This window comes from Saccharothrix saharensis (assembly GCF_006716745.1).
Classification (GTDB): domain Bacteria; phylum Actinomycetota; class Actinomycetes; order Mycobacteriales; family Pseudonocardiaceae; genus Actinosynnema; species Actinosynnema saharense.
In genome coordinates this window covers 5,764,252-5,788,376 of record NZ_VFPP01000001.1, presented here as the reverse complement: position 1 = coordinate 5,788,376, position 24,125 = coordinate 5,764,252, and the positions used below count along the sequence as shown (strand labels likewise).

Below are 24,125 nucleotides of genomic sequence, written 5' to 3'. Positions count from 1 at the left end.
ACGGGAACCACCAGGGGGGTGACGATGAGTGTTCGCGTGCAGAACCTGACCAGGACGTTCCGCAAGGGCAAGGGGTGGCGGCCCAAGGGCGAGGAGGTGACCGCGCTCGCCGGGATCACGTTGGACGTGCCGGAGAACGAGGTCCACGGCCTGCTCGGCCCGAACGGGGCGGGCAAGACCACGCTGTGCAAGATCCTGTCCACGATCCTGCTGCCCACCTCCGGCACCGCCGAGGTGCTCGGCCACGACGTCGTGGCGGGCGCGGCCGAGATCCGGTCCCGGATCGGCATCGTGTTCGGCGGCGAGCGCGGCCTGTACGGCAAGCTCACCGCGCGGCAGACGCTGCGCTACTGGGCCGCGCTCTACAAGATCCCCGACGCGCGGGCCGCGGTCCGCGCCGACGAGCTGCTCGACCGCCTCGGCCTCGCCGACAAGGCCGACGACCTCGTGGAGACGTTCTCCCGGGGCATGAAGCAGCGCGTGCACCTCGCGCGCGGCCTGATCGGCGACCCGAGGCTGGTCCTGTTCGACGAGCCCACCACCGGCATGGACCCGGTGGCCGCGCACGACTTCCGCGAGCTCATCGGCGAGCTGCGCGACGAGGGCCGCACCATCCTCATCACCACCCACGACATGGACGAGGCCGAGGAGGTCTGCGACCGCGTCACGCTGATCGACAAGGGCCGGGTGCTGGCCACCGAGTCGCCGCGCGGCCTGGCCGAGATGTCCGGCCTGCACCGCTGGGTCGAGGCCGAGACGACGCTGGACGTCACCGGCATCCCCGGCGTCGTCGACACCGAGACCCGCAACGGCGTGCTGCGGGTCAAGACGACCGACGACCGGGCGGCGCGCGCGGTGCTGGACTTCCTGCTGGACCGCGGCGTGCGCTCGGTGCACGCCGTGCCGCCCCGGCTGGAGGACGTCTACCTCGACCTCATCGGCCGCCGCGGGATGGAGGTGTAGGGCGTGCGCCTCTTCCTGTCCGGGGTCCGCACGCAGTTCTGGCTGCTCCGCAGGCAGCCCGACGAGCTGCTGACGCTGTGCACGATCCCGTTCACCGTGGTCATGATGCTGTCGATCGTGCTGCACGCGGCCCGGCCCGACCTGGTCGCCAACGCGTTCCTCGCACCCACGTTGATCGGGCTGTGGGGCTTCGCCACGGGGCTGGCGACGACCGTGCTCGTCGGCGAGCGCTGGGCTTCGACGCTGGAGCTGGGCATGGCCGCGCCCGGTGCCGTGCACTCGGTCTACCTGGGCCGGATCTCGGCGGTGATGGTGCTGGGCGTCGTCCCGCTCGGCGAGACCTGGCTGCTGGGCGAGCTCCTGTTCGGCGTGACGCCGGTCGTGCACCACGCGTGGGTGTTCTGGACGGCCATGGCGGCGTCGGTGTTCGCGATGGTCGGCACGAGCCTGCTGCTGGCGGCGTCCATGCTGCTGTCCAGGAACAGCAACAGCTACCTGAACTTCCTCAGCTTCCCGATCTACCTGCTGTCCGGTGTGATGGTGCCCGTGCAGTACCTGCCGGAGCCGCTGCAACCGCTGTCGCACGCGATCTTCCTGTCCTGGTCCGCGGACCTGATGCGGGACGCCCTGGCCGCCGGGCCCGTCGCCGACGTCGGGTGGCGGCTGCTGGCGATCGTCGGGCTGGGCGTCGTCGCGCTGGTCGCCGGGCGCGTGCTGCTGGCGGCGACCCTGCGCCGGGCGCGCGAGCTGGGGGTGGTGACGTATGCGTGACCAGCTCCGGGTGCTCAAGCACGGCCTGATCGCCTCGTGGATCATGTTCTCGGCGTTCCAGACGTGGAAGACGTGGACGTTCATGTGGCTGTCCCGGCTGCTGATCCAGGCGTGCTTCTACGCGCTGATCGGTCGGATGCTCGGGTCTCAGCAGCAGGTCGACTACCTGCTCATCGGCAACCTGGTCGCGATCATGGCCATCGACGCGACCGTGGTCATCCTGCTGACCGTCGGCGAACGGCACTCGGGCACGTTGTCGCTGATGGTCGCCGCGCCGGCCTCCCACCTCACCGTGTACCTGGGACGGGGGCTGGTGAACCTCGGCTCGGGCGTGGCGGCGTCCACCACCGCGTTCGTCGTGCTGCCGCCGCTGTTCGGGGTGCGGCTGCCGTGGCCGGAGGCGGGCCTGGTGCCGTTGATGATCTTCGTGGTGGGGTTGTCGTGCTACTGCTACGGCACGTGCGTGGCGTCGTTCGTGCTCGGGTTCCCGTCGGCGCGGTGGCTCGCGCTGAACCTCAGCTACCTGGTGCTGATGACGTTCTGCGGGGTGAACGTGCCGACGTCGTTCTGGCCGGACTGGCTGCGCGCGGTCACGTCCGTGCTGCCGATGACGCACGGGCTGGCCGCGATCCGGGCGTTCATCGCGGAGGGACCGGCGACGACCGTGCTCGCGCAGCTCGGGCTGGAGGTGTGCGTCGGGGCGGTGTGGTTCGCGGTGGCGGCGGTGAGCTTCGACCGCATGGTCCGGCGGGGGCGGCGGGACGGCACGATCGAGTTCGGCGGCTGACGTGGTGGGCGCTCCGCGCACGGGAGCGCCCACCACGTCAGGCACTCAGCGCGTGCCGATCCAGGCCACGTCCGGGTTGATGTCCACCGCCAGCGCCGCCGCCACCGCGGTCAACACCTCGACCGACGCGTGCTCGGTCTCCAGGCCGGGCGGCACGGGCCCCTTGCCGGGGTCGTACTCGCTCGGCTTCACCCGGACCTGGAGGTTCGGCGCGAGCTGGACGGCGAGCAGGCCGAACCCGTCGGCGGAGTAGTGGGCGGGCTTGCCGTCCACCGTGGTGGGGGTGGAGTTCGCCGGGGCCTCGGCGGTGCGCAGCAGTTCCACGGCGTACCGGACGTTGTCGACGTCGCTCGTGCCGGCGATCGCCCAGTCGGTCGCGCTCGACCCCGTCACCTCGACGTACGGGTACTCGTTCAGCGAGAACGGGATGCGCATCGACGCGGTGTCCGCCGTGACGGAGTCGGCGATCCGCCGCACCTCCGCCCGGACGTCCACGCCGGTCACGTTCTCCAGGCCGATGCTGAGCACGCGCCCCGGGGCGACGTTCCAGTACAGGTTGTCGCCGAACCAGGCCGCCGGCGCGCCGCCGACCGTCGTGCGGTCGCCGACCGGCGCGTTCTCGACCTTGGGACCCACGTCGCCGGCGATGCTCGTCAGGACGCCGAAGCGGACCAGCGGCGAGCCCGGATCGGTGGCACCGGGCGCGTAGAGGCGGGACGTGCCCCACGGGCCGATGACGCGTCCCCGTTCGGCGTAGCCGTCGAGCATCACCGCGGGCCGGTAGTCCAGGGCCCGGGTGGGCACGTCGGCGACCGGCACGGGCGTGGGCTCCGCCGTGGTGCTGAGCTGCTGGGCGGGCGGGGCCTGGCCGACGGTCGACCCGGGCACGGTGGCCACCACCAGCGCGGCCGCGGCGGCGACCGTGCCGGCGGCGGTGAGCGCCACGAGCATCGGCTTGCGCGCCCGGCGCGGCCGGTGCAGGGCGGCGAGCACCGGCCCGGGCGGCGGCGTGCGCTCGGCCCGGTGGTGCAGGGCGTCGGTGATCAGGGTCTCGGTGGTGTCGTTCACAGCGACTGCCTCACGCGTTCGTCGGCGCGCAGCACTGCCAGCGCGCGGGAGATGTGACTGCGGACCGTGACCTGGGCGCAGCCCAGGACGGCGGCGATCTCGGCGTCGTCGTAGCCCTCGTAGTAGCGGAGGACGACGGCGGCCTTCTGCTTGCGCGGGAGCCGGTCGATGCGCTGGAGCATCGACGCCCGCTCGTCGTAGTGCCCGGTAGGGTCGGGTGCGGGCGGGTCCACGCCCAGCAGGGGTATGTGCGCCTTCAGGCGGCGGCGCCAACCGAGGTACTCGTTGGTCACCATCCGCTTGAGGTACGCGACCGGTGCGTCGAGGGCGGCGATGCGGGTCCAGCGCTGTTGGGCGCGGAGCAGGCTCTCCTGGACGATGTCCTGGGCGAGGTGCGGATCGCCCGTCAACACGGTGGCGTACCGCAGCAGCGGGGTGACCTGCCGGGTGGCGAAGTCCTCGAAGCTGTCGGTCATACCCCTCCAATGCGCCCTGCCGGGGTTTTGTTGAGAATGGGTTCCGTGGGAGGCAGCAGCGACGTGCCGGCGTTGCGCCGGGGGCTCGCGGTGCTGCGGCTGCTGGCGAGCAGACCCGGCCCGCTGTCGGCGGCGGCGGTGGCGCGGGAGCTGTCCCTGCCCAGGTCGACGACCTACCACCTGCTGGCCGAGCTGACCGCGGCCGGGTTCGCCACCCACTTCCCCGAGGAGCGACGGTACGGGCTCGGCGTGGCCGCGTTCGAGCTCGGGTCGGCCTACCTGCGGCACGACCCGCTGGAGCGGCTCGCGCGGCCCGTGCTGCGGCGGTTGGTGGACGCGGTCGGGCGGACCGCGCACCTCGGCGTGCTGCACGGGTCGGAGGCGTTGTACCTGGTGCGGGAGCAACCCCGGCAGCCGACCACGATCGTGTCGGACGTGGGGGTGCGGCTGCCCGCGCACCTGACCGCGTCGGGGCGGGCGGTGCTGGGCCGGTTGCCCGCGGCGCAGGTCAGGGCGCTGTTCCCGGGTCCGTTCGTGGACCGGACGGGGCGGGGGCCGCGGAACCTGCCCGCGTTGCGGCGGTTGTTGGCCGTGGAGCGGCGGCGGGGCTGGGCGGTGGAGGACGGCTACGTGACGGCGGGGTTCGCTTCGGTCGCGGCCCCCGTGTTCGACCACGGCGAGCGGCCGATCGCGGCGATCACGGTCACGTTCCGGCACGTGTGCGAGGTGGAGTGCGGCCAGACGTGGCCGGAGCTGGCGGCCGAGGCGCTGCGGGCGGCGGAGGAACTCACCACCCGCATCGGCGGCCGTCCCTGAGGGCCGGCCCCGTGTCGCTCATCCGAGTTGCGTCCGCCCGCTCTCTTCGATGCGACTGTTCAAAAAATGCCCATGTTCATCTTCACTGAACATGGGCAAATACTGAACGCATCGCCAGCTCGGCACAAGTTGTCCGGTTCCACCGCCCCCGCAGCACGGCGCCCCGCCGGCCGGGGCCGACGGGGCGCGTGAGACGCGATCGGGCTACAGCTTGACGTCCTTCAGGAAGTCGGCGGCGACGTTGGCGATGGTCTCCTTGTCCACGTCGACGCGCTTGACCAGGTCGGCCAGCTTCTCCGTGGTCAGGGCGGCGGAGACCTTGTTCAGGGCGTCCTTGCCCTTGGCGTCGACGGCGTCCGAGCGCAGCAGCGGGACGATGTTCTGGGCCGGGTACATGACCTTCGGGTCGTCCAGCTCCACGAAGTCGTTCGCCTTGATGTCGGCGGACGTGGTGTAGAGGTTGATGACCTGGACGGTGCCGTTCTTCAGCGCGTCGACCGTGATGGGACCGCCCGCGTCGGTGGTCTTGATCTCGGTGAACGTGACCCCGTACAGCTCGTTGATCTTGGCCTCCCAGCGCTGCGCCCACTCGCCGGCGGCGCCGAGGGTGTACTTGCCGGAGCCGAGGTCGGCGATGGACTTCACGCCGCCGTCCGCGGTGGCCTTGGTGACGACCAGGACGTCCTTGTCCTCCGCGTCGGACTTCTCCAGCACCTCGAGGCCGGACGGGGTCTTGGCCTTCAGCGCCGTGTAGACCTCCTCCGCCTCGGTGGTGGCGTTGGTCTTGTCGAAGTAGTTGAGCAGGTTGCCCGTGTACTCCGGCACGACGCCGAGCGACTTGTCCTGCAACGCCTTCACGACCAGTTCGCGTGCGCCGATGCCGGACTTCACCGTCACCTTGGCGCCGGTCGCCTGCAACGCGCCGGCGTAGATCTCGGCCAGGATCTTGTTCTCGGTGAAGTCGGCCGAACCGACCACGACCTCACCCGACGCGGCCTGCTGGCCGCTCCCGCCCAGGTCCTCTTTGGACCCGCACGCGGAGACGACCAGGGCGGTCGCCGCGACGACGACGGCCAACGTGCGCTTCATGCCGTACTTCCTCCGGATTCGACGGGCGCCGGTTCGGTCCGACGCCTCTTGGACCGCGTCGTGCCCGACAGCCGCAGGCCCGCCGGCACGACGAGCCTGCCGACGACCGCGAGCACCACGTCCAGCACGACCGCGAGCAGCGCGATCAGGATCGCCCCGCCCACGAACTGCCCGTAGTCGAGCACGCGCAGGCCGTCCAACAGGGGACGCCCCAACGTCTCGACACCCACGTACGCCGCCACGGACGCGGTCGCCACCACCTGCAGCATGGCGTTGCGCAGGCCGCCGACGAGCAGCGGCATGGCGTTGGGCACCTCGACCTGCCACAGCCGCTGCGCGCCGGTCATGCCCATGCCGCCGGCGGCGTCCACGACCCCGCGGTCCACGTCCTGGATGCCCGCGTAGGTGCCGGCCAGGATCGGCGGCACGGCCAGCACCACGAGACCGATGAGCACACCGGCCGTGCCGCCGCCCGCGACCAGGTACAGGAACGTGACCAGGCCCAACGTGGGCAGCGCGCGCAACGCGTTGCTGCCGCCCACCAGCACGAGACCGCCGCGCCCGGTGTGCCCGACGAACAGGCCGAGCGGCACGGCGATCAGGGCGGCGCCGAGCACCGCGCCCAGGCAGTAGAGCAGGTGGACGCCGATCCGCACCGGGATCGACTTGCCGCCCGACCAGTTGGCCGGGTCGACCAGCCACGCGAACGCGTCGGCGAAGATCACGGCTTGCCCCCCGCCCTCGCCCACGGCGTCAGCCGGTCGCGCAGCAGCACCAGCAGCAGGTCGACGACCAGCGCGAGCACGAGCGTCAGCACGATGCCGACGATGATCGGCGCGAGGTACCGCTGCCGGAACCCGTCGGTGAACAACGTGCCCAGGCCGCCCGTGCCGATCAACGCGCCCACGCTGACCAGGCTGATGTTGCTGACCGAGCCGACCCGCACCCCGGCCGCCAGCACGGGCACGGACAGCGGCAGCTCCACGGTCAGGAACCGGCGCAGCGGCCGGAAGCCCATGGCGGTGGCGGCGGCGGTGACGTGCGCGGGCACGGCGGCCAGCGCCTCGGCGACCGGGCGGACCAGCAGCGCGGTGGTGTAGACGGTCAGCGCGATGATCACGTTCAACGGGTCGAGCACCTGCGTGCCGATGACCGCGGGGATGATCGCGAACAGCGCCAGCGACGGGATCGTGTAGACCACGTTGGACAGCGCGACCAGCGTCGCGTTGACCCGGCGGAACCGGTGGCACAGCAGCCCCAGGACGATCGCCAGGACGATCGACACGACCAGCGGCACGAGCGACAGGTAGACGTGGTCGAGCAGCATGTCCAGCAGCGCCGCCCTGGTGCCGGCGTCACCGAGGTACTTCGGGATGTCACCCACGGCGGCTCTCGATCACGTCCAGCACCTGCCGAACGGTCAGGACGCCGGCCAGTCGCCCTTCGGCGTCGACGGCCACGCCGAGGCCGGACGGCGACGACAGGGCGGCGTCGAGCGCACCCCGGATCGGCGCGCCCACCTCGTAGAGCGAACCGCCCGGCACGACCGACGAGTCCGGTGCGATCCAACCCTGAGGTCGCCCGTCGGCGTCCACGACGAGTCGCCAGTCCGAAGAGGACTCGGGTGCGGCACCCGCTGGAACGGTCGGCGCGTCGGAGACCTCGACGCCGGAGGCGTCCAGAAAGGACAGCCTGCGGTAGCCCCGGTCCTTGCCCACGAAGCTCGCCACGAAGTCGTCGGCGGGGCGGGTCAGCAGCTCGGCCGGTGGCGCGTACTGGGCCAGGTGGCCGCCGGTCCGCATCACCGCGACCTTCTCGCCGATGCGGATGGCCTCGTCGATGTCGTGCGTGACGAACACGATGGTCTTGTCCAGCTCGGCCTGCAGCCGCAGCAGCTCGTCCTGCAAGCCCTCGCGCACGACCGGGTCGACGGCGCTGAACGGCTCGTCCATCAACAGCACCGGCGGGTCCGCGGCCAACGCCCGCGCCACGCCGACGCGCTGCTGCTGGCCGCCGGACAGTTGCACGGGGTAGCGGCGGCCGAGCTCGGCGGGCAGGCCGACCAGCTCCAGCAGCTCGGCGGCGCGTGCCCTGGCCGCGCGGCGCGTCCAGCCGGTGAGCAGCGGCACGGTGGCCACGTTGTCCAGCACGGTCCGGTGCGGGAACAGGCCCGCCTGCTGGATCACGTACCCGATCCCGCGCCGCAGTGTGGGCGGATCCACACCGAGCACGTCCCTGCCGTCCACCAGGACGGTGCCGGAGGTGGGGTCGATCATCCGGTTCACCATGCGCAGGGACGTGGTCTTGCCGCAACCGGACGGTCCGACGAAGACGGTGATCGTGCCCGCCTCCACCACCAGGTCCAGGCCGTTCACCGCGGTGGTCCCGTCGTCGAACCGCTTGGTCACGTCGCGGAACTCGATCACCCGTGGTCCTCCTGCCGTTGGGCATCAAGCGTCGAACGACCCTAGCCCGTCAGTCCGACCGCGGCACGGCGTTTCAGCATCCGGTCAGTAGGCTGCACCGGTTGTGGCGACCGAACTGGTGCGAGCACTCCTCGCCGAACGCGGCCCGCACGCCCGCAAGCTGCGGCGCGTGCTCGACCTGCTCGCGACCGACTGGCACACCCTGGCCGAGTTGGTTCGGCTTCCCGCCGTGCCCCGGCGCACCGTCCAGGAGGTGCTGACCGCGGTCGGCGACGACCTGGAAGCGAAGGGCGACCGGTTCCGGCTCGCGCCCGCCAGGGCCGCCGACTACGCGGGGTTCCGCGCGGGTGACGAGCTGCCGGACCCGGTGGACGCGCTGGTGTCGCGGCACACCGCCCAGCTTCGGTCCGTGCTGGCCGACATCGCCGGCGTGCCGGCGCCGCTGGCCGCGCTGGACCACGTGCAGGCCACGGCGGAAACGGCGCTGAAGCGCGCGCTGTGGCTGGACACGACGTACGACCTGGCCGGCCGCACGCTGCTGTGCCTGGGCGACCACGACCTGACGTCGCTCGCCGTGTGCGCGGTGAACCCGGAGGTCGAGGTCGTCGTGGTGGACGTCGACGACCGGCTGCTGGAGCACATCGCGCGGCGCGCCGCCGAACGCGGGTGGCCGGTGCGGACGATCCACGCGGACTTCCGGTTCGGCCTGCCGCCCGCCGTGCTGGAGTCGGCGGACCTGGTGTTCAGCGACCCGCCGTACACGCCGGAGGGCATGGGGCTGTTCGCCGGGCGGGCCGTGGAGTGCCTGGCCGACCCGGGCCGCGGGCGGGTGCTGCTCGCGTACGGTTTCAGCGACCGGACACCCGCGCTGGGGTTGAAGGTGCAGCAGGAGTTGCAGCGGCTCGGGTTGGTGTTCGAGGCGATCCTGCCCGCGTTCCACCGGTTCGACGGCGCGCAGGCCATCGGCAGCGCGGCCGACCTGTACGTGTGCCGGCCCACGTCCCGCCGTTCGGCGTCACCCGCTTCCGCGAAGACGGCCATCTACACGCACGGTCCGCAGTCGGTGGAGGCGACCGGCCCCGGTTCGACGGCGTTGGCCGCGCTGGTCGACCTCGCGCCGCGGCCGGAGTCCTCGCCGCCGCCGAAGCCGCGCGCGCCGGGGTGGGCCGAGCCGATCGGCAAGGGCGCGGCGTCGTTGGCGGTGGACCTGTCCGGTGACCCCGGGCCGTGGCTGCTGCGGACGTTGCTCGCGTGCTCGCCCGGCCGGATGGCGGCGCTCGTGCCGAACAACCACCCGAACGTGGCGTCCGCCGCCGGCCAGCAGGAGCTGACGTCGTTGGTGGGCACCAGGTTCGCGCTGCGGTTCCTGCGGTCCACTCCGGACGGCAAGCACTGCGTCGTCGTCGCGGACCAGGTGTTGGCCGGCACCTTGGACGTCGGTGGGCTGGCCGTGCGCGAGGTGCTGATGCGGGCCCACGGCAAGCTGGGCAACGTGTGGCGGGAGGCGTTGATCACGGCCACGCGCGGCGCGATGACCAAGCGGGAGGCGCGGGAGCGGATCGGCGAGCACGACGACCTGGAGCTGCGGTTGATCGACCTGCCGCGGCACCGGATCGCGGAGCTGCTGCCGCTCATCCGCGAGTCGGCGTCCCACTAGCCGGCCGGGATTCGGCGAACGCCCACGTCGAGGGCGCCTCCGGCGGTAGTTTCCCGATCGAACCCGGAGGCGCGCATGAGTCATCCCCACCCCGGCCCGCAGCCGGGTCCGCAGCAGTTCCCCGGCCCACCCCCACCCCCTCCGCCGGGCCAGGGCCCGTACCAGGGCCGGCCACCGCATCCGGGTCAGGCACCGTTCCCGGGTCAGCCGCCCCACGGCGGGCCGCCGTTCCCCGGGCAGCCGCCGTTCCCCGGGCAGCTCCGGCCGCCGCGCCCGCCCGGCAAGGCGGTGCCGGTGGTCGCCGGGCTGCTGTACCTGCCTGGCGTGCTGCTGTCCCTGGTCGGGTCGATCGGGCTGGCGAGCCGGTCGGGGTTCGCGCTGGACCTGTGGGGCGCGATCCTGATGCCGCCGTTCCCGCGCTCTTACGGCAGCTTCGACGTGGCCGCGACCGTCTCGTTCGTGCTGCCGGTGCTCGCGCTCGTCCTCGCCGTGCTGCTGATGGCGCGGGTGCCGGGCGTGCGCTGGGGGTTGGTGGCGATCTCGGTGCTGGCCGCGGTGCACTTCGGTCTCCTCCTCACCGACGTCGTGTCGGCCCTCCCGCCCGCCGTCGGGATCATGCCCGCGATCGCGCTGGTGCTGTGGCTGGCCGCGGGCCTGGTCGCAACGGTGCCGCCGGTGGGGCGCGCGATGCGCGGGGCCAGGCCGACGACGCCGCCGAACCCGGCGGCCGGACCTCCGATGGGCGGGCCGCCGCCCGGCGCCCCCGGCCCGCAGGGGCAGTGGGGCTGACTCACCCACCGAGGCGCGTGATGGTCCCGAGCATGTCACGCGCCTTGCCGAACAACGCCTTCAGCGCCGCCAGGATCCGCACCATCACCTGCCCGAGGTCGGCCAGCCGCCGGGTGATCCGGTCGAGCACCACCCCGCCGCGCCCGACCGCCCACGCCGCGAACTCGGCCAGGGAGGCGTCGGCCGTCAGCTCCGCCGCCGCGAGCGCCACGGTGGCGTGACCCAGCACCTCCCGCACGAACAGCGCGACCACGTCGCGGAACACCCCGTGGACCGCGGCGGTGATCGCGCGCACCTCGGCCACGTGCGACGCCACGGCTGCGCACGACCGGCTCATCGCCGCGATCTCCCCGGTCAGCCACCCGCCGGACCGCCGCCGCGCCATGCCGTCCAACGTCGTCGCCACCTGCCGCCAGGTGGCGACCGCGTCCTCGAACCGCTCGCCGTGGCCCGCCAGCCAGTCCAGCGGCTCCCGCAGCACGCCCACCTGCTCGACCAGCCACCCCAGCCCGGCCACGTCGAGCAGCACCAACGGGTCGACGTCCGCCGGGGGCACGCCGAGGTCGGCTTCGAGCGTGTCGGACTCCAGCACGGGAAAACCGGTCACGAAGGCGTCGTCCCCGGCTCGTCGTCGGGCGCGCGCAAGCTCCGGGGCAGCGGCGGCTCGTCGGGCGCCGGCACGGTCTCCGAGCCGGTCAGGAACTCCAGCGCCGCCGTGCCGCCGACCGCCGCCGCGACCTGCCGCGCGGCCTGCTCCTGCGCCCGCCGCACGGTCTCCAGCACGACCTCGCCGAGCCGCGCGGGCGTGCACTCGCCGGCGGCGGGCGAGAACTCGATGTGCCGCAACGACCCGTTCGGCGCGACCGTCGCGGTCACCACGCCGTCCGCCGACCGCTGCGTGGCCTGCGCGCGCCCGATCCGGTCCCGCAGCTCACGGGACCGCTCGGCCAGCTCCCGGGCCCTGGCTTCGAGGTCGGCGATCATCCGCTGCGGGTTCGTGGCGTCCATCGGGACGCCAGTATCGCCGATCAACCGGCGCGCGGGATGTGCAACGGGCCAAGTGCCAGCACCGCGCGGAACTCCTTGGGCGGCACCGGGCGCGAGAACAGCCAGCCCTGGTAGGTGTCCACGCCGATGCCGCGCAGCACGTGGAACTGGGTCGCGGTCTCCACGCCCTCGGCCACGCACTTGCGGTCCATCGCGCGGGCCATGTCGACCACGGCCTTCGCCACCGCGAAGTCCGACGAGTCGCTGCCCACGCCGGAGACGAACCGCCGGTCGACCTTGATGATCTGCGCGGGCAGGTCCTTCAGCCGCGCCAACGACGAGTAGCCGGTGCCGAAGTCGTCCACGGCGAACCGGATGCCGCGCTCCACCAGCTCACCCATGGCCTGGCGCACCCGGGACGGCAGGTCGACCAGCGCGGTCTCGACCAGCTCCAGCACCACCCGGTCCCACGGGATGCCCGCCTCGGCGATGGCGTCGGCCACGATGTCCGCGAACTCCGGGTCACCCGGCACGAGACCGGCCAGGTTCACCGCCACCGACACCGGCTTGCCACCCGGCTCGGGCCAGGTCGAAGCCTCCTTCAGAGCGGTCCGCAGCACCCACCGGTCCAGCTCGCGCAGCAGGTCGCCCTGCTCGGCCACGGGCAGGAAGATGTCCGGCGGCAGCAGCCCGCGGTCCGGGTGCGGCCACCGCACCAGCGCCTCCGCGGTCTGCACCGCGCCGTCCACGCCGACCACCGGCTGGAAGTGCAGCGCCAGGCCGTCGTGCTGCAACGCCTCGCGCAGCTGGCCCTCCAGGTGCACTTGGCGGTCGGCCGAGGCGATCAGCGCCGCGCTGGCCAGCGACACCCGGCCCGCGCCGGCCCGCTTGGCCTCGAACATCGCCGCGTCGGCGAAGCGCAGCAGGTCGTTGCCGGTGGCGCGGGACCCGTTCGGCACGGCCGCGCCGATCGACGCCGACACCCGGACCAGCTGCCCGTGCACCGGGACGGCCGTGCGCAGCAGCCCGGCGACCTTCGTGGCCAGCGCGTCCACACCGCCGACCCGGTCCAGGTCCTCGCAGATGATCACGTACTCGTCGCCGGACAGGCGGGCCGCCGTGCAGCCCTCGGGCAGGCCGTCCTCCAACCGCCGCGCCAACGCCACCAGCAGCTCGTCGCCCGCGTCGTGGCCGAGCGAGTCGTTGACCCGCTTGAAGTTGTCGATGTCGCAGAACAGCACCGCGACCCCGGACCGGGCGGGCGACTCCAGCAGCTCGCCCAGCATCTCCTTGACCAGCGCCCGGTTCGGCAGGCCGGTCAGCTCGTCGTGCGTGGCCTGGTGCCGCAACGCCTCGGCCGTGCGACGGCGCTCGGTGATGTCCTGGAACACGATCAGCCAGAACCGGCGGCCGTCGTCCTGCACGGACAGCGCGATGTGCAGCTCGCAGTACACCTGCACGCCGTCGGGGCGGACCAGGACGCGCTGCGGGATCTTGTGCGTGCGCTCGGCGTCCGGCGCGGACATCTCGTCGATGGACGGCAGGCCGCCGCTGGTGTCGTCCGGGTGGGTGAGCGCGCTCGCGGTCATGCCGCGCAGTTGCTCCAGGTCCATGCCGAGCAGGTCGCACAGCGCGTCGTTGGCGTCGACCAGCCGCTCGCCCTCGTCGAACAGGCCGATGCCGACCGGCGTGAGCGACACCAGGTCCGCGAAGCGCTGGCTCGACCGCTTCATCCGCGTCTCGGCGGCCCGCTGCTCGGTGATGTCCTGGGCCGTGCCGACCGCGAGCGGCAAGGCGTCCGGGCCCTTGACCACCACGCCGTAGCAGCGGAACACGCGCTGCCGGCCGTCCCGGCGCACGATCCGGTGCTCGAGCTGGATCGGCACCTCCTCGGTGGCCAACTGCTGCCACAGGTCGTCCACCCAACCCCGGTCGTCGGGGTGCACCAGGTCGAGGTAGGTCTGGTAGCGGGTGCGCTCGTCGAGCGGCACGCCGAACAGCTCGTGCAGCATGTCCGACCACACCACGTCGCCGGTCCGCAGGTCCCACTCCCACACGCCGAGCTGCGCGGCCTTCTGCGCGTCGGCCAACCGGCGCCGGTCGTCGCGGAGCTGGCGCTCCAGCGCGCGGGCCTCGGTGACGTCCTGGACGGTGCCGTGCAGCGTGCTGACCTTGCCGCCGTCGAACTCGGCCCGCGCCCGGCACACGTACACGCGGTCGCCGTCCTCGTTGCGCACCTCGGCTTCGACCGTGCTGCCGTCCTGCGCCCGCTGCATCAGGCCTTCCAGCGCGGCCCGGTCGTCGGGGTGCACGGCCAGCAGCTGGTCGTTGGGGTCGACGCCGAGCTCGTCGTACATCTCCAGCAGCACCTCGCTGCGGTGCACGGCGCCGGACTCGACGTCGAAGCTCCAACTGCCCATGCGGGCGATGCGCTGGGCCTCCAGCAGCCGGACGCGCTCGGTCTCCAGGGCGCGGTCGGACCGCCACTGGTCGGTGATGTCGCGGATGTAGCCGGTGATGAACTGCGTCCGGCCGTCGGACCTGACCTTCGCCTCGGCGACGCCGCGGATCCAGCGCTGCTCGCCGCCGGGCAGGATGATCCGGTAGACGATGTCGATCGGGTTGCCGTCGAGCTCGCGGTTGGCCCAGTAGCGGGCGACCATCTCGTAGTCGTCGGGGTGCACGACGTCCAGCACTGCCTGCGCGCCGGGCACCACGTCGCCGGGCCGCACACCCATCATCTCGTAGTGCGACTCGGACCAGACCGTCACGCCGGTGTCCGGGTCGTACTCCCACGAGCCGATCTGCGCGACCCGCTGCACGGTCCGCAGCCTGCGCTGCTCGTCGCGCAGGTCCTCGGCGGCCTGCGCGAGGTCGGAGACGTCGACCAGCAGCACGGCGTGCAGTCCGGTGCCGGGCACCTGGGTGCGCACCACGCGGACCGGCAGGAGCGAGCCGTCGGCCCGGTGCAGCCGCAGGTCGTCGGGGCCGCCGAGCAGCAGCTCGCCCAGGGACCGGCCGACCAGGTCGTCCGCGGACCGAGCCCCGGTGAGCGCCACCGCGGCGGCGCCGGCCCGCATGACCACGCCCTTGAGGTCGCACAGCAGCGTGGGCGCCTCGGGCAGGGCGATGCCGTCCAGCGTCACGTCGCCGTTCTCCGGGCGTGCTGGGTCGAGCACCACCGGAGCGCGTCCAACCCGCTTGGGCACGGTCCCACCTTCCCGTGTCTACGGCAGGGATGACCGGCCCGACCGCACCCAAAGACGGCGTCCCTCTCCACGGGCAATATTCACCCGAGGAGAGGGACGGTAGCGCTTCGGAGCGTCATCGCCCACCCCTCAACGGGCTAACGAAACAACTCGTTAGCGGTTTCGATGCCCGTTGACGGGTACGGACGGATGCGGCCGGAGCTCTCCCAACTCCGACTTGGGGTCAGGCTACTCCGTCTTCGGCCGCTGCCAAGGCCACGGCCGCGGCCACTTCCGGGCCGACCCGCGGGTCCAGGGCGCTGGGCACGATCCGGTCCGCCGAGAGGTCGTCGGCGGCGACCGCGGCGATGGCGTCCGCGGCGGCGAGCTTCATGCCCTCGGTGATCCTCTTCGCGCCCGCGTCCAGCGCGCCGCGGAAGATGCCGGGGAACGCGAGGACGTTGTTGATCTGGTTCGGGAAGTCGCTGCGCCCGGTGGCGACGACGGCGGCGTGCCGGCGGGCCACGTCCGGGTGCACCTCGGGGTCGGGGTTGGACAGGGCGAACACGATCGAGTCGTCGGCCATGCTCGCGATCAGGTCCTCGGGCACCTTCGACGAGGAGACGCCGACGAACACGTCCGCGCCGCGCAGCGCCTCGGCGATGCCGCCGCGCAGGCCGCTGGCGTTGGTGACCTCGGCCAGCTCCGCCTTCACCGGGTTCAGCCCGTCCCGGCCGACGTGCACGATGCCGCGGGAGTCGACCACGGTGACCTCGCCGATGCCGGCGGCCAGCAGGATCCTCGCGCACGCCACACCGGCCGCGCCCGCGCCGGAGATGACCGCGCGCTGGTTCGCCACGTCCTTGCCCAGCACGGTGTTCGCGCCGCGCAGGGCGGCCAGCACCACGACCGCGGTGCCGTGCTGGTCGTCGTGCATGACCGGCACGTCCAGCGCCTCGATGAGCCGGGCCTCCAGCTCGAAGCAGCGCGGCGCGGCGACGTCCTCCAGGTTGACCGCGCCGAACGACGGGCGCAGCCGGACCAGGGTCTCCACGATCTCGTCCACGTCCGTGGTGTCCAGCACCAGCGGGATGGAGTCGAGACCGCCGAAGGTCTTGAACAGCGCGGCCTTGCCCTCCATCACCGGCAGCGACGCGCTCGGGCCGATGTCGCCCAGGCCGAGCACGGCGGTGCCGTCGCTGACCACGGCGACCAGGCGGTGCGCCCAGGTGTACCTGGCGGCCAGGGCCGGGTCGTCCGCGATGGCCCGGCTGACCCGGGCCACGCCCGGCGTGTAGGCGATGGAGAGCGCGCGCGGGTCGGCCAGCGACGCGGTCGCGCCCACGGCCAGCTTTCCGCCTTCGTGTGCGCGGAAGATTTCCTCGTCGCTCAATTCGGTGGTCACTGGGTCGTTGACTGCGGTCACGGAAGTCCTCCTGCGGTGCGCGATACCTGCGGCGCACCGGGACCGGCGTTGTCACGCGGGTCGACGGGGCCTGTCTGCGGAGTCGTCCACGCGGTCGGCGGGGCGGCTCTCGGGGGCGGTGTGCGGGCAAGCATGGCAGCGTCGCCGGGCGCTGTCTGCGGCGGGGATCACACTTTTTCCGCAGGTCAGAGGTAGTGCCACAGAACGTACGTCCGGTTTTCTGCACCGACCGGTCAGTTTCCGCAGGCAGGATCGGTCAAGAGCCGGCGGGTCTTAGGGTGTGCCCCATGCAGGTGCGTGAGTTGAAAATTTCCGGCGCTTTCGAGTTCACCCCTTCGGTGTTCCCCGATGATCGCGGCTTGTTCGTCGCGCCGTACCAGGAGGCGGTGTTCACGGCGGCCGTGGGGCACCCGCTGAGGGTCGCCCAGACCAACCACAGCGAGTCCAGGCGGGGTGTGGTGCGGGGCATCCACTACGCCGACACGCCGCCGGGGCAGGCGAAGTACGTGCACTGCCCGCGCGGCCGCATGCTGGACGTCGTGGTGGACCTGCGCGTCGGCTCGCCCACGTTCGGCGAGTGGGACGCGGTGGAGCTGTCGGCGGGGGTGTTCAACTCCGTGTACCTGCCCGAGGGGGTGGGGCACGCCCTGATGGCGCTGGAGGACGGCACGGTCGCCTCGTACCTGTGCTCGGAGGGGTTCAACCCGACCGCCGAGCACGCCGTCCACCCGTTGTCGATGGACCTGCCGTGGCCGGCGGGCATCACGCCGCTGCTGTCGCCGAAGGACGCCGCCGCGCCGTCGTTCGACCAGGCGCGGGACGCCGGGCTGCTGCCCTCGTACGACGAGTGCGTGGCCTGGTACTCGAAGCTGAGCCACTGAGCCGACCGCGGTCAGCCCCCCGGGGCCGACCGCCCCAGCACCCTCGGCCGCGGCCAGAGCCGCGCGCGCACCACCCCCAGCACCTCGGCCGCGCCCAGCGCGCGCGAGTCGGTGGAGGCGAACGGGTTGTCGCCCTCCACGTGCCAGCCGCCGCCGTCGGGTCGGACGGCCCGCTTCACCGACAGCTGCCCGGGCCGCGCCGCCCACCTGACCAGCACGAGATCACCCGGGCGTGCCGGTTTCCCGAAGCGGACCAGGACCACGTCCCCCGTCCGCAGGGTCGGGACCATCGAGGGTCCGACCACCCGAACCAGCGGCAACGGGTTGGCTTCCGGCCGTGCCAACGATCACCTCCACCTGCTCGCGCCGAGGCCCCGGAGTAGGGTTCGTCACGTCGGAGCATCCACTGTCAGGGAGGAAAGATGCGACTTCTGTCGCGCATCCGTTCACTCCGCCGCCCGCTCCTGGAGGCCACCGCGCACTGCGACCTCCCGTGCGGTGTTTACGACCCGGCCCAGGCCCGGATCGAGGCCGAGTCGGTCAAGGCGATTCAGGAGAAGTACCAGGCGAACGAGGACCCCGAGTTCCGCGCCCGCGCCATCCTGATCAAGGAGCAGCGCAGCGAGCTCGTCAAGCACCACCTGTGGGTGCTGTGGACCGACTACTTCAAGCCGCCGCACTTCGAGAAGTACCCGGAGCTGCACGACTTGTTCAACCGGGCCACCAAGGCGGCCGGCGCGTCCGGCGCGAAGGGTTCCATGGACCCCGCCAAGGGCCAGGAGCTGCTCGACCTGATCGCCCAGATCGACAAGATCTTCTGGGAGACCAAGGCCGCGGCCTGATCACCTGCTCCAACGCGGCGCCGGCCGGTGGGCATTCCCACCGGCCGGCGCCGTCGCACGTCACCCCGATCCGGGCTCAGTCCCGCACGCAGTCGAACGTCCGGCGCCGGCCCGGAATGGGCCGACCGTGCGCGGAGCGTTGCCGGAACGAGCGGTTCATCCGACGGATCCTCACCAAGCGCGGTACCCGCGTCACCCGACCGGGGACGGGCTCGCCCCGCCGTGGCGCCGCCGACCGACCGGCCCGGGTCGCGCGGGCGCGGCCCGGCGCCGCTGCGTTCGGGGTGCCACCGGCCGCCGGCCCGGCGCCGTCCGTAAGCTGCGAGCCGTGACCTCACACGTCTACCTGCTCCGGCACGGGCAAACCGAGTGGTCCGAGAGCGGGCGGCACACCGGCGCGACCGACGTGCCCCTGACCGACGCCGGGGTGCAGCAGGCCCGGCGGGCGGGTGCGGTGCTGGCGCGGTTGCGGGCCACGGACCGGCCGGCGGCGCTGGTGCTGTCGAGCCCGCGGCAGCGCGCCTGGCGCACGGCCGAGCTGGCCGGGCTGCACGACGCCGAGCGCACCGAGGACCTCGCCGAGTGGGACTACGGCGCCTACGAGGGCCTGACGACGCCGCAGATCCGGGAGACCGACCCGGGCTGGACCGTCTGGACCCACGCCGTGCCCGACGGTGAGACGCACGACCAGGTGCACGCGCGCGCCACCAAGGTGCTGGAGCGGGTCCGGCAGGCGTTGGCCGGCGGTGACGTGGTGCTGGTCGGGCACGGGCACTTCAGCCGCGTGCTCATCGCCACCTGGCTCGGCCTGCCGCCGAGCGAGGGTGTCCACTTCGGACTGGACCCGGCCGGCACGACGGTGCTCGGCGACGAGCGCGGCGACCCGCAGGTGCGCCGGTTGAACGTGCCCGCCTGGGAGGTCGACGTTGACTGATCCGCGCATCCGCCGCGTCCGCCCGGAGGACGTGCCCGCCGTCGTCGGTCTGGTCGAGGAGCTGGCCGAGTACGAACGCGCCCGGCACGAGTGCCGGCTGACCGCCGAGCAGCTGCACGACGCGCTGTTCCGCCCCTCGCCCGCCCTGTTCGGCCACGTGGCCGAAGTGGACGGTCGGGTCGTCGGCATGGCCTTGTGGTTCCTCAACTTCTCCACGTGGCGCGGCACGCACGGCATCTACCTGGAGGACCTGTACGTCCAGCCGGCGCAGCGCAAGAGCGGTCTCGGCCGGGCGCTGCTGAAGGCGCTGGCGGACGAGTGCGCGGCCCGCGGCTACGCGCGGTTGGAGTGGTGGGTGCTCGACTGGAACGCCCCCGCGATCGGCTTCTACAAGTCGCTGGGCGCGGTCCCGATGGACGAGTGGACCGTCTTCCGCCTCACCGACGACGCGCTCACCGGACTGGCACGGGGCGACTGACGGCGACCTGCCGGATCAGCCCCACCCACCAGACGAACGTGAACGCGATCACGGTCGGGTTCTTCACGAACAGCAGCACGGCCAGGTAGGCCTGCCGGGCCGACTCGGGCAGCAGCCCGCCGACCACCTGCTCCGCGACGACGTCGAACACCAGGAACGCCACCGCGAGCAGCACGCACTGCCACACCAGGCTCGGCCAGTGCCGCGTCGCGAACGCGCGCGCGTCCGCCCACCGCAAGCGTTCGCCCCGGGTCGCCAACCGCCAGATCACGACCACCAGCAGCACGCGCGCGGCCATCACCACGACCTCCGACGCGAACGCCACCCCGCTCGGCACGTGGTCGCCCCGGTTCACCACCACGAGCCGCTGCACGGACGCGACCAGCGACAACCCGACGACCACCGCCCAGTGCCGCAGGTAGAACCGCGCCGCCCACCGCGGCACCTCCAGCGCGAGCCCGAACTCCGACATGAACGCCCCTCACTCGCCAAGTATTTTAGTTCAGTGTACTGAAATATTTGGCTCGGTAAAGTGACGGCATGGACGGACGGGACTTCGGGCGTGAGCTGAGCACGGCGGTGGTCGCGTTCCACGAGGCGGTGGGCGCGCGGCTGGGCGTGACGGCCGTGGACCAGCGCGCGCTCGCCCTCATCGCCGGCAAGGGCCCGCTCACGGCGGGCGAGCTGGCCAAGGAGATCAACCTGACGCCCGGCGCCGTCACCGGCGTCGCGGACCGCCTCGAACGGGCGGGCCTGGTGCGGCGCGAACCCGACCCCGGCGACCGCAGGCGCGTGGTCATCACCGCCATCCCCGGCGCGTTCGGCCGGGTGTTCGCCGGCCTGAGCGCGGCCATGGACGAGCTGAGCGCGCGCTACACCCCGGAGGAGCAGCAGGTCATCGGCGACTGGGTGGTCCGCACGATCGCCGTGCTCAAGGAGCAGACCCGGCTGCTCAACGGGCCGCCCGGTCGCGCGTGATCCGGGACGAGCCCGATCCGGGACACCCCTGCACCCGGGGCCGACTCAGCGGTTCGACCGCTTCACGCCGACCGCGCCGTAGGTCACGGCCTCCGCCCCGGTCTCCGGCTCGCCCTCGCCACGCCACTTCGTCGCCAGCACCAGCCCCGGCTCGAGCAGGTCGAACCCGTCGAGCATCGCCTCGACGTCGACCTTGGACCGCGCCACGATCGGCGAGTCGGTCTCCGCGGCCACCTCGACCACCTTGCGCACCAGCTCCGGCTGCTCGTCCGCGGTCAGGTGGCTGAGCACCAGGTAGCTGCCGTCGGGCAGCGCGTCGCGGTAGCGGCCGACCAACTCGGCCGGGCGGTCGTCGTCGGCCAGGTACGGCAGGATCGCCACCATCAGCAGCGCGACCGGCCGGCTCAGGTCGAGCAGGGCGCGGACCTCGGGCGCGTCCAGCACGGCCGCCACGTCCCGGATGTCGGCCTCGGCGATGGCGGCGGACTCGTTGTCGCGCAGCATGGTGCGGCTGTGCGCGACGGTGGCGGGCTCGTTGTCCACGTACACCACGCGGCACGTCGGGTCGGCCCGCTGCGCGACCTCGTGCACGTTGCCCGCGGTCGGGATGCCGGAGCCGAGGTCGAGGAACTGGCGGATGCCCTGCGCCACGCACAGCCGCACGGCCCGGCGCAGGAACGAGCGGGTGTGCTGGACCATCGCGGCGGTCGGGATCTCGCTCATGGAGCGGTCGGCGAACTCGCGGTCGACGGCGAAGTTGTGCGCGCCGCCCAGGTAGTAGTCGTACAGCCGGGCCACGTTGGGGCGCTCGACATCACCGTTGGTCGACACCCACCTCGGGGGGTTCTGCACTGCGCACCTCACCCTGACTGCACCCGGAGCGGCGTGAACGCCTGCCAGACCGTATCTGGCTACTCCGTTCGTGTCCATCCGCCATCTGTGAACACGCAGGGTGATTGTGACTGGTGGGTGACCCGATCGCACGGCGTGGTGCCCCGGCCGAAGGGGCGGCGCGCAGGGGAAGGGAGTCCAGCCCCTTCGGCCGGGGAATTCGGTCACACTCCGGCGTAGGAGCGGATCCAGTCGCGGTAGCGGGTGACGGCGGTGTAGTTCGACCGCGACGAGCGGTCGCTGGTGGAGGCCACGCCGACCTGGTAGCGGCGGCCGTCGACCGGGCTGGTGGCGAACATCGGGCCACCCGAGTCGCCGCCCGCGGCGATGCCGTCGATCCGGCTCACCGAGATCGCGATGCCACCCCGGTAGTCACGCCCGTTGACCGAGGTCACCCGGGTGTTGGCGTACTTGAGGTAGCGGGCCTGGCAGTTGATCTCGGGCTGGTTGGTGCACGTGGCGCCCCAGCCGTAGAGCTGCACGGTCTGGCCGACCTGCACGGCGGTGGTGGTGCCCAGCGGCGCGTACGTGGCCGCGACCGACCGGTCCAGCCGCGCCAGCGCGAGGTCCACCGACGGGTGCTGGATGATCTGGGTGGCGGTGGCCATGGTGCCGCCGCTGGTCTGGTCGAGGCTGCCGATGCGGAACGTGTAGGTGCCCGAGCTCGCCACGCAGTGCTGGGCGGTCAGGACCCACGTGGGCGCGATGATCGTGGCCGAGCAGTTCTGCTGGCCGTTGCGGAACAGGCGGGCCGCCCAGGGGGCGTCGGTCGCCGTGCCGCCGCCGATGATGTACGGCTGGACACCACCGGTGTCCTGGGCCGACGCGGTCGGCGCGAGCGTGGTCAGCGCGAACGCGGACAGCAGTGCGGTAGTGGCTCCGACCACCGCGGACAGGGCGCGATTGAGTCGCATGGAGTTGTCACCTCAACGAACGCAGGGAGTGGTGAATTCACCACGCACAGCGTCACCTGTTCCGGTGACGGCGACCACCCGCCGTTAGTCGGCGAGCACCCAGACGATGGTCGGCGGCCGATTGGCCCTCAACGACCCGGATGCCCTATGCGTCCGCTTCGTCCTCATCCACGCCGAGGGCCCACCGGCGCACCGGGTTGGTGAACAGCAGCACGAGCGTGATCACGACGTACCCGCCGAGCAGCGCCCCCCACAGCTGCCGGCCGGACGGCCCGTACATGTACCAGGCGACTCCCAGCAGGAGGAGCTGCACGACGATGGCGGGCGTGCGCCCCCAGTGCCTGCCGAGCACGAGGCCGGCCCCGGCGGCGAGCACGCCGGCCGACAGCACCGCGAAGTAGGCGGCCTCGCCGAGCACCTCGCCGGACTCGTCCGCGCTGAACGACCGCACCACCAGCGCGACCGCGAAGGCCAGCCCGGCCAGGCCCTGCAACGCGGTCAGCGCGCCCGCGGCCCGGACCGCCGGGGGGACCTTGCTCTGGGTCGACACGCTGGACCTTTCCTCACCGTGAGTACTCGTCACGCATCGTAGGCCACCCGGTTGGCGTGTCCCGTTCGACCGCCCCAGGAGCGATGATCACAGCAGTCTCTTCGGCGAGCCGGCGGTCGGGTCGGGGTGCACTTGTCGCGAGACGCAGGACGACGCGGAAACGCGACACGGAAAGGAGACATCGGCCACTTTCGTGCGCGTCTGACCCGCCTACCGGGTGACACGCAACCTGTCCGAGGTCACGCGCTGTCTTACTCTGCAAGGGTGCGCGCACTTCTGGTGGTCAACCCGCAGGCAACGGCAACCACGCCTGCCGGTCGGGACGTGCTCGCGCACGCACTGGCCAGCGATGTGAAGCTCGACATCGTCGAGACGGACTACCGCGGCCACGCGGCGGACGCCGCCGCGCAGGCCGTCGTGGACGGCTACGACCTGGTCGTGGCCCACGGCGGCGACGGCACGGTGAACGAGGTGGTCAACGGCGTGCTGCGCGAGGGCGCGCGGCCCGGCCTGCCCATGCTCGGCGTCGTGCCCGGCGGGTCGGCGAACGTGTTCGCGGGCGCGCTCGGCCTGCCCCGCGACCCCGTCGAGGCGACCTACCGGCTGCTGCAGGCCATCGAGCACGGCACCAGCCGCAAGGTCAGCGTCGGTCACGTCGCGGCCACCGGCGCGGGGCTCGACCACGACCGCTGGTTCACCTTCAACGCGGGCGTCGGCTGGGACGCCGACGTGGTCGCGGCCGTGGAGCAGCAACGCGCGAAGGGCCGCCAGGCGTCACCCGCCCTCTACGCGCGCACCGCGCTGACCAGCTACTTCACCCAGCGGAGGCAGCCGCCGACGCTCACCGTGCACATCCCGGACGAGCCGCCGTTCGAGGACGTCCGGCTGGCGTTCATCTCCAACACCGACCCGTGGACCTACCTCGGCGACAAGGCGATCCGGCTCAACCCGAGCACGTCGTTCGACGGCGGTCTCGGCCTGTTCGCGCTGCACGGGATGGGATTGCCCACGGTTCTTCGCTATGTCGCGCATCTCTTGGCCACGGATGGGAACCCCAAAGGCGGGAACCTGCTCCGGCGCGACGACGTCGAGTTCGTCCGGGTGACGAGTCCGGAAGCCGTCAACCTGCAGGTGGACGGCGACTTGCTCGGCGCGTGCACCGAGGTGGAGTTCACCGGCGTGCCGGGCGCGCTGACGGTCGCCGTGTGACCGTG

General features: G+C 72.5%; 27 protein-coding genes. 12 read left to right on the top strand and 15 right to left on the bottom strand.

Annotated elements, in window-relative coordinates; all coding sequences use genetic code 11:
* Positions 1-24: 24 nt before the first annotated feature.
* From FHX81_RS26080 to FHX81_RS26070, 3 genes are read left to right on the top strand one after another with little or no spacing between them, the layout of a single operon-like run.
* Complete coding sequence (locus FHX81_RS26080) at positions 25-963, top strand: ABC transporter ATP-binding protein (protein WP_141980672.1); 939 nt, start codon at positions 25-27, stop codon at positions 961-963.
* A gap of 3 nt (positions 964-966) precedes the next feature.
* Positions 967-1,734: an ABC transporter permease gene (locus tag FHX81_RS26075; RefSeq protein ID WP_141980671.1), complete on the top strand. Its 768-nt coding sequence runs from the start codon at positions 967-969 to the stop codon at positions 1,732-1,734.
* Complete coding sequence (locus tag FHX81_RS26070; RefSeq protein WP_141980670.1) at positions 1,727-2,521, top strand: ABC transporter permease; 795 nt, start codon at positions 1,727-1,729, stop codon at positions 2,519-2,521. The genes FHX81_RS26075 and FHX81_RS26070 overlap by 8 nt, the downstream gene beginning before the upstream one ends.
* A gap of 45 nt (positions 2,522-2,566) precedes the next feature.
* On the opposite strand, the gene FHX81_RS26065 is transcribed toward FHX81_RS26070, so the two are convergent.
* Positions 2,567-3,589 (bottom strand): hypothetical protein, encoded by a 1,023-nt coding sequence (locus FHX81_RS26065; protein ID WP_141980668.1) that lies wholly within the window; start codon positions 3,587-3,589, stop codon positions 2,567-2,569.
* Positions 3,586-4,065, bottom strand: coding sequence for a SigE family RNA polymerase sigma factor (locus FHX81_RS26060; protein WP_141980666.1), 480 nt, complete (start codon positions 4,063-4,065; stop codon positions 3,586-3,588). The genes FHX81_RS26065 and FHX81_RS26060 overlap by 4 nt, the downstream gene beginning before the upstream one ends.
* A 45-nt stretch (positions 4,066-4,110) precedes the next feature.
* Between FHX81_RS26060 and FHX81_RS26055 the strand changes: the two genes are divergently transcribed.
* Positions 4,111-4,881, top strand: coding sequence for an IclR family transcriptional regulator (locus FHX81_RS26055; RefSeq protein WP_141980664.1), 771 nt, complete (start codon positions 4,111-4,113; stop codon positions 4,879-4,881).
* A gap of 204 nt (positions 4,882-5,085) precedes the next feature.
* Here the strand turns inward: FHX81_RS26055 and FHX81_RS26050 are convergent, their stop codons facing one another.
* The 4 genes from FHX81_RS26050 to FHX81_RS26035 are packed head-to-tail and all read right to left on the bottom strand — an operon-like array spanning position 5,086 to position 8,396.
* Positions 5,086-5,970, bottom strand: coding sequence for an ABC transporter substrate-binding protein (locus tag FHX81_RS26050; RefSeq protein ID WP_141980663.1), 885 nt, complete (start codon positions 5,968-5,970; stop codon positions 5,086-5,088).
* Positions 5,967-6,692: an ABC transporter permease gene (locus tag FHX81_RS26045; RefSeq protein ID WP_425473892.1), complete on the bottom strand. Its 726-nt coding sequence runs from the start codon at positions 6,690-6,692 to the stop codon at positions 5,967-5,969. The genes FHX81_RS26050 and FHX81_RS26045 overlap by 4 nt, the downstream gene beginning before the upstream one ends.
* Positions 6,692-7,297: an ABC transporter permease gene (locus FHX81_RS26040; RefSeq protein ID WP_170232466.1), complete on the bottom strand. Its 606-nt coding sequence runs from the start codon at positions 7,295-7,297 to the stop codon at positions 6,692-6,694. Before FHX81_RS26040 ends, FHX81_RS26045 begins: the two co-directional genes overlap by 1 nt.
* 49 nt (positions 7,298-7,346) lie before the next feature.
* Positions 7,347-8,396, bottom strand: coding sequence for an ABC transporter ATP-binding protein (locus FHX81_RS26035; RefSeq protein WP_141980659.1), 1,050 nt, complete (start codon positions 8,394-8,396; stop codon positions 7,347-7,349).
* A gap of 103 nt (positions 8,397-8,499) precedes the next feature.
* Here FHX81_RS26035 and FHX81_RS26030 point away from each other — a divergent pair, with 103 nt between their 5' ends.
* Both FHX81_RS26030 and FHX81_RS26025 read left to right on the top strand, forming a co-directional pair.
* On the top strand, positions 8,500-10,053 hold the full coding sequence (locus FHX81_RS26030) for a bis-aminopropyl spermidine synthase family protein (RefSeq protein ID WP_141980657.1): 1,554 nt from the start codon (positions 8,500-8,502) through the stop codon (positions 10,051-10,053).
* A 75-nt stretch (positions 10,054-10,128) separates the two neighbouring features.
* Positions 10,129-10,842, top strand: a complete 714-nt coding sequence (locus FHX81_RS26025; RefSeq protein ID WP_141980656.1) for a hypothetical protein — start codon at positions 10,129-10,131, stop codon at positions 10,840-10,842.
* A gap of 1 nt (position 10,843) precedes the next feature.
* Here FHX81_RS26025 and FHX81_RS26020 read toward each other — a convergent pair whose 3' ends face one another.
* From FHX81_RS26020 to FHX81_RS26005, 4 genes are all read right to left on the bottom strand, one after another.
* On the bottom strand, positions 10,844-11,449 hold the full coding sequence (locus tag FHX81_RS26020; RefSeq protein ID WP_141980655.1) for a hypothetical protein: 606 nt from the start codon (positions 11,447-11,449) through the stop codon (positions 10,844-10,846).
* Positions 11,446-11,850 carry a YbaB/EbfC family nucleoid-associated protein gene (locus FHX81_RS26015; RefSeq protein WP_141980653.1) on the bottom strand — a complete coding sequence of 135 codons (405 nt, stop codon included), beginning with the start codon at positions 11,848-11,850 and terminating at the stop codon, positions 11,446-11,448. The genes FHX81_RS26020 and FHX81_RS26015 overlap by 4 nt, the downstream gene beginning before the upstream one ends.
* Positions 11,851-11,870: 20 nt before the next feature.
* Entirely contained in the window at positions 11,871-15,038 is a 3,168-nt protein-coding gene (locus FHX81_RS26010; RefSeq protein WP_141980652.1) for a bifunctional diguanylate cyclase/phosphodiesterase, read from the bottom strand.
* A gap of 223 nt (positions 15,039-15,261) precedes the next feature.
* Positions 15,262-16,443 carry an NAD(P)-dependent malic enzyme gene (locus tag FHX81_RS26005; protein WP_141980651.1) on the bottom strand — a complete coding sequence of 394 codons (1,182 nt, stop codon included), beginning with the start codon at positions 16,441-16,443 and terminating at the stop codon, positions 15,262-15,264.
* A gap of 287 nt (positions 16,444-16,730) precedes the next feature.
* Between FHX81_RS26005 and FHX81_RS26000 the strand changes: the two genes are divergently transcribed.
* Positions 16,731-17,324, top strand: coding sequence for a dTDP-4-dehydrorhamnose 3,5-epimerase family protein (locus FHX81_RS26000; protein ID WP_141980650.1), 594 nt, complete (start codon positions 16,731-16,733; stop codon positions 17,322-17,324).
* A gap of 11 nt (positions 17,325-17,335) precedes the next feature.
* Here the strand turns inward: FHX81_RS26000 and FHX81_RS25995 are convergent, their stop codons facing one another.
* Positions 17,336-17,668: a S24/S26 family peptidase gene (locus FHX81_RS25995; RefSeq protein ID WP_281291751.1), complete on the bottom strand. Its 333-nt coding sequence runs from the start codon at positions 17,666-17,668 to the stop codon at positions 17,336-17,338.
* A gap of 78 nt (positions 17,669-17,746) precedes the next feature.
* On the opposite strand from FHX81_RS25995, the gene sodN reads away from it, so the two are divergent.
* The 3 genes from sodN to FHX81_RS25980 all read left to right on the top strand — a co-directional run bounded on the left by sodN (position 17,747) and on the right by FHX81_RS25980 (position 19,578).
* On the top strand, positions 17,747-18,166 hold the full coding sequence (sodN, locus tag FHX81_RS25990) for a superoxide dismutase, Ni (RefSeq protein WP_073891370.1): 420 nt from the start codon (positions 17,747-17,749) through the stop codon (positions 18,164-18,166).
* A gap of 328 nt (positions 18,167-18,494) precedes the next feature.
* Entirely contained in the window at positions 18,495-19,100 is a 606-nt protein-coding gene (locus tag FHX81_RS25985) for a histidine phosphatase family protein (RefSeq protein WP_141980648.1), read from the top strand.
* The gene (locus FHX81_RS25980; protein WP_141980646.1) at positions 19,093-19,578 is read left to right on the top strand and encodes a GNAT family N-acetyltransferase; all 486 of its coding nucleotides are present in this window, start codon (positions 19,093-19,095) and stop codon (positions 19,576-19,578) included. The genes FHX81_RS25985 and FHX81_RS25980 overlap by 8 nt, the downstream gene beginning before the upstream one ends.
* Here the strand turns inward: FHX81_RS25980 and FHX81_RS25975 are convergent.
* A complete protein-coding gene (locus FHX81_RS25975; RefSeq protein WP_141980645.1) occupies positions 19,553-20,050 on the bottom strand; it encodes a hypothetical protein in 498 nt (165 codons plus the stop codon). The two genes, FHX81_RS25980 and FHX81_RS25975, sit on opposite strands and share 26 nt — an antisense overlap.
* Positions 20,051-20,118: 68 nt before the next feature.
* Here FHX81_RS25975 and FHX81_RS25970 point away from each other — a divergent pair, with 68 nt between their 5' ends.
* Positions 20,119-20,556 (top strand): MarR family transcriptional regulator, encoded by a 438-nt coding sequence (locus FHX81_RS25970; RefSeq protein WP_141980643.1) that lies wholly within the window; start codon positions 20,119-20,121, stop codon positions 20,554-20,556.
* A gap of 45 nt (positions 20,557-20,601) precedes the next feature.
* On the opposite strand, the gene FHX81_RS25965 is transcribed toward FHX81_RS25970, so the two are convergent.
* From FHX81_RS25965 to FHX81_RS25955, 3 genes are all read right to left on the bottom strand, one after another.
* Complete coding sequence (locus tag FHX81_RS25965; RefSeq protein ID WP_246107975.1) at positions 20,602-21,408, bottom strand: SAM-dependent methyltransferase; 807 nt, start codon at positions 21,406-21,408, stop codon at positions 20,602-20,604.
* A gap of 203 nt (positions 21,409-21,611) precedes the next feature.
* Positions 21,612-22,361, bottom strand: a complete 750-nt coding sequence (locus FHX81_RS25960) for a S1 family peptidase (RefSeq protein ID WP_141980640.1) — start codon at positions 22,359-22,361, stop codon at positions 21,612-21,614.
* Positions 22,362-22,506: 145 nt separating this feature from the next.
* Positions 22,507-22,911, bottom strand: a complete 405-nt coding sequence (locus FHX81_RS25955; protein ID WP_246107974.1) for a hypothetical protein — start codon at positions 22,909-22,911, stop codon at positions 22,507-22,509.
* A 264-nt stretch (positions 22,912-23,175) separates the two neighbouring features.
* Here FHX81_RS25955 and FHX81_RS25950 point away from each other — a divergent pair, with 264 nt between their 5' ends.
* Positions 23,176-24,120 (top strand): diacylglycerol/lipid kinase family protein, encoded by a 945-nt coding sequence (locus FHX81_RS25950; RefSeq protein WP_141980638.1) that lies wholly within the window; start codon positions 23,176-23,178, stop codon positions 24,118-24,120.
* The last annotated feature ends 5 nt before the right edge of the window (positions 24,121-24,125 follow it).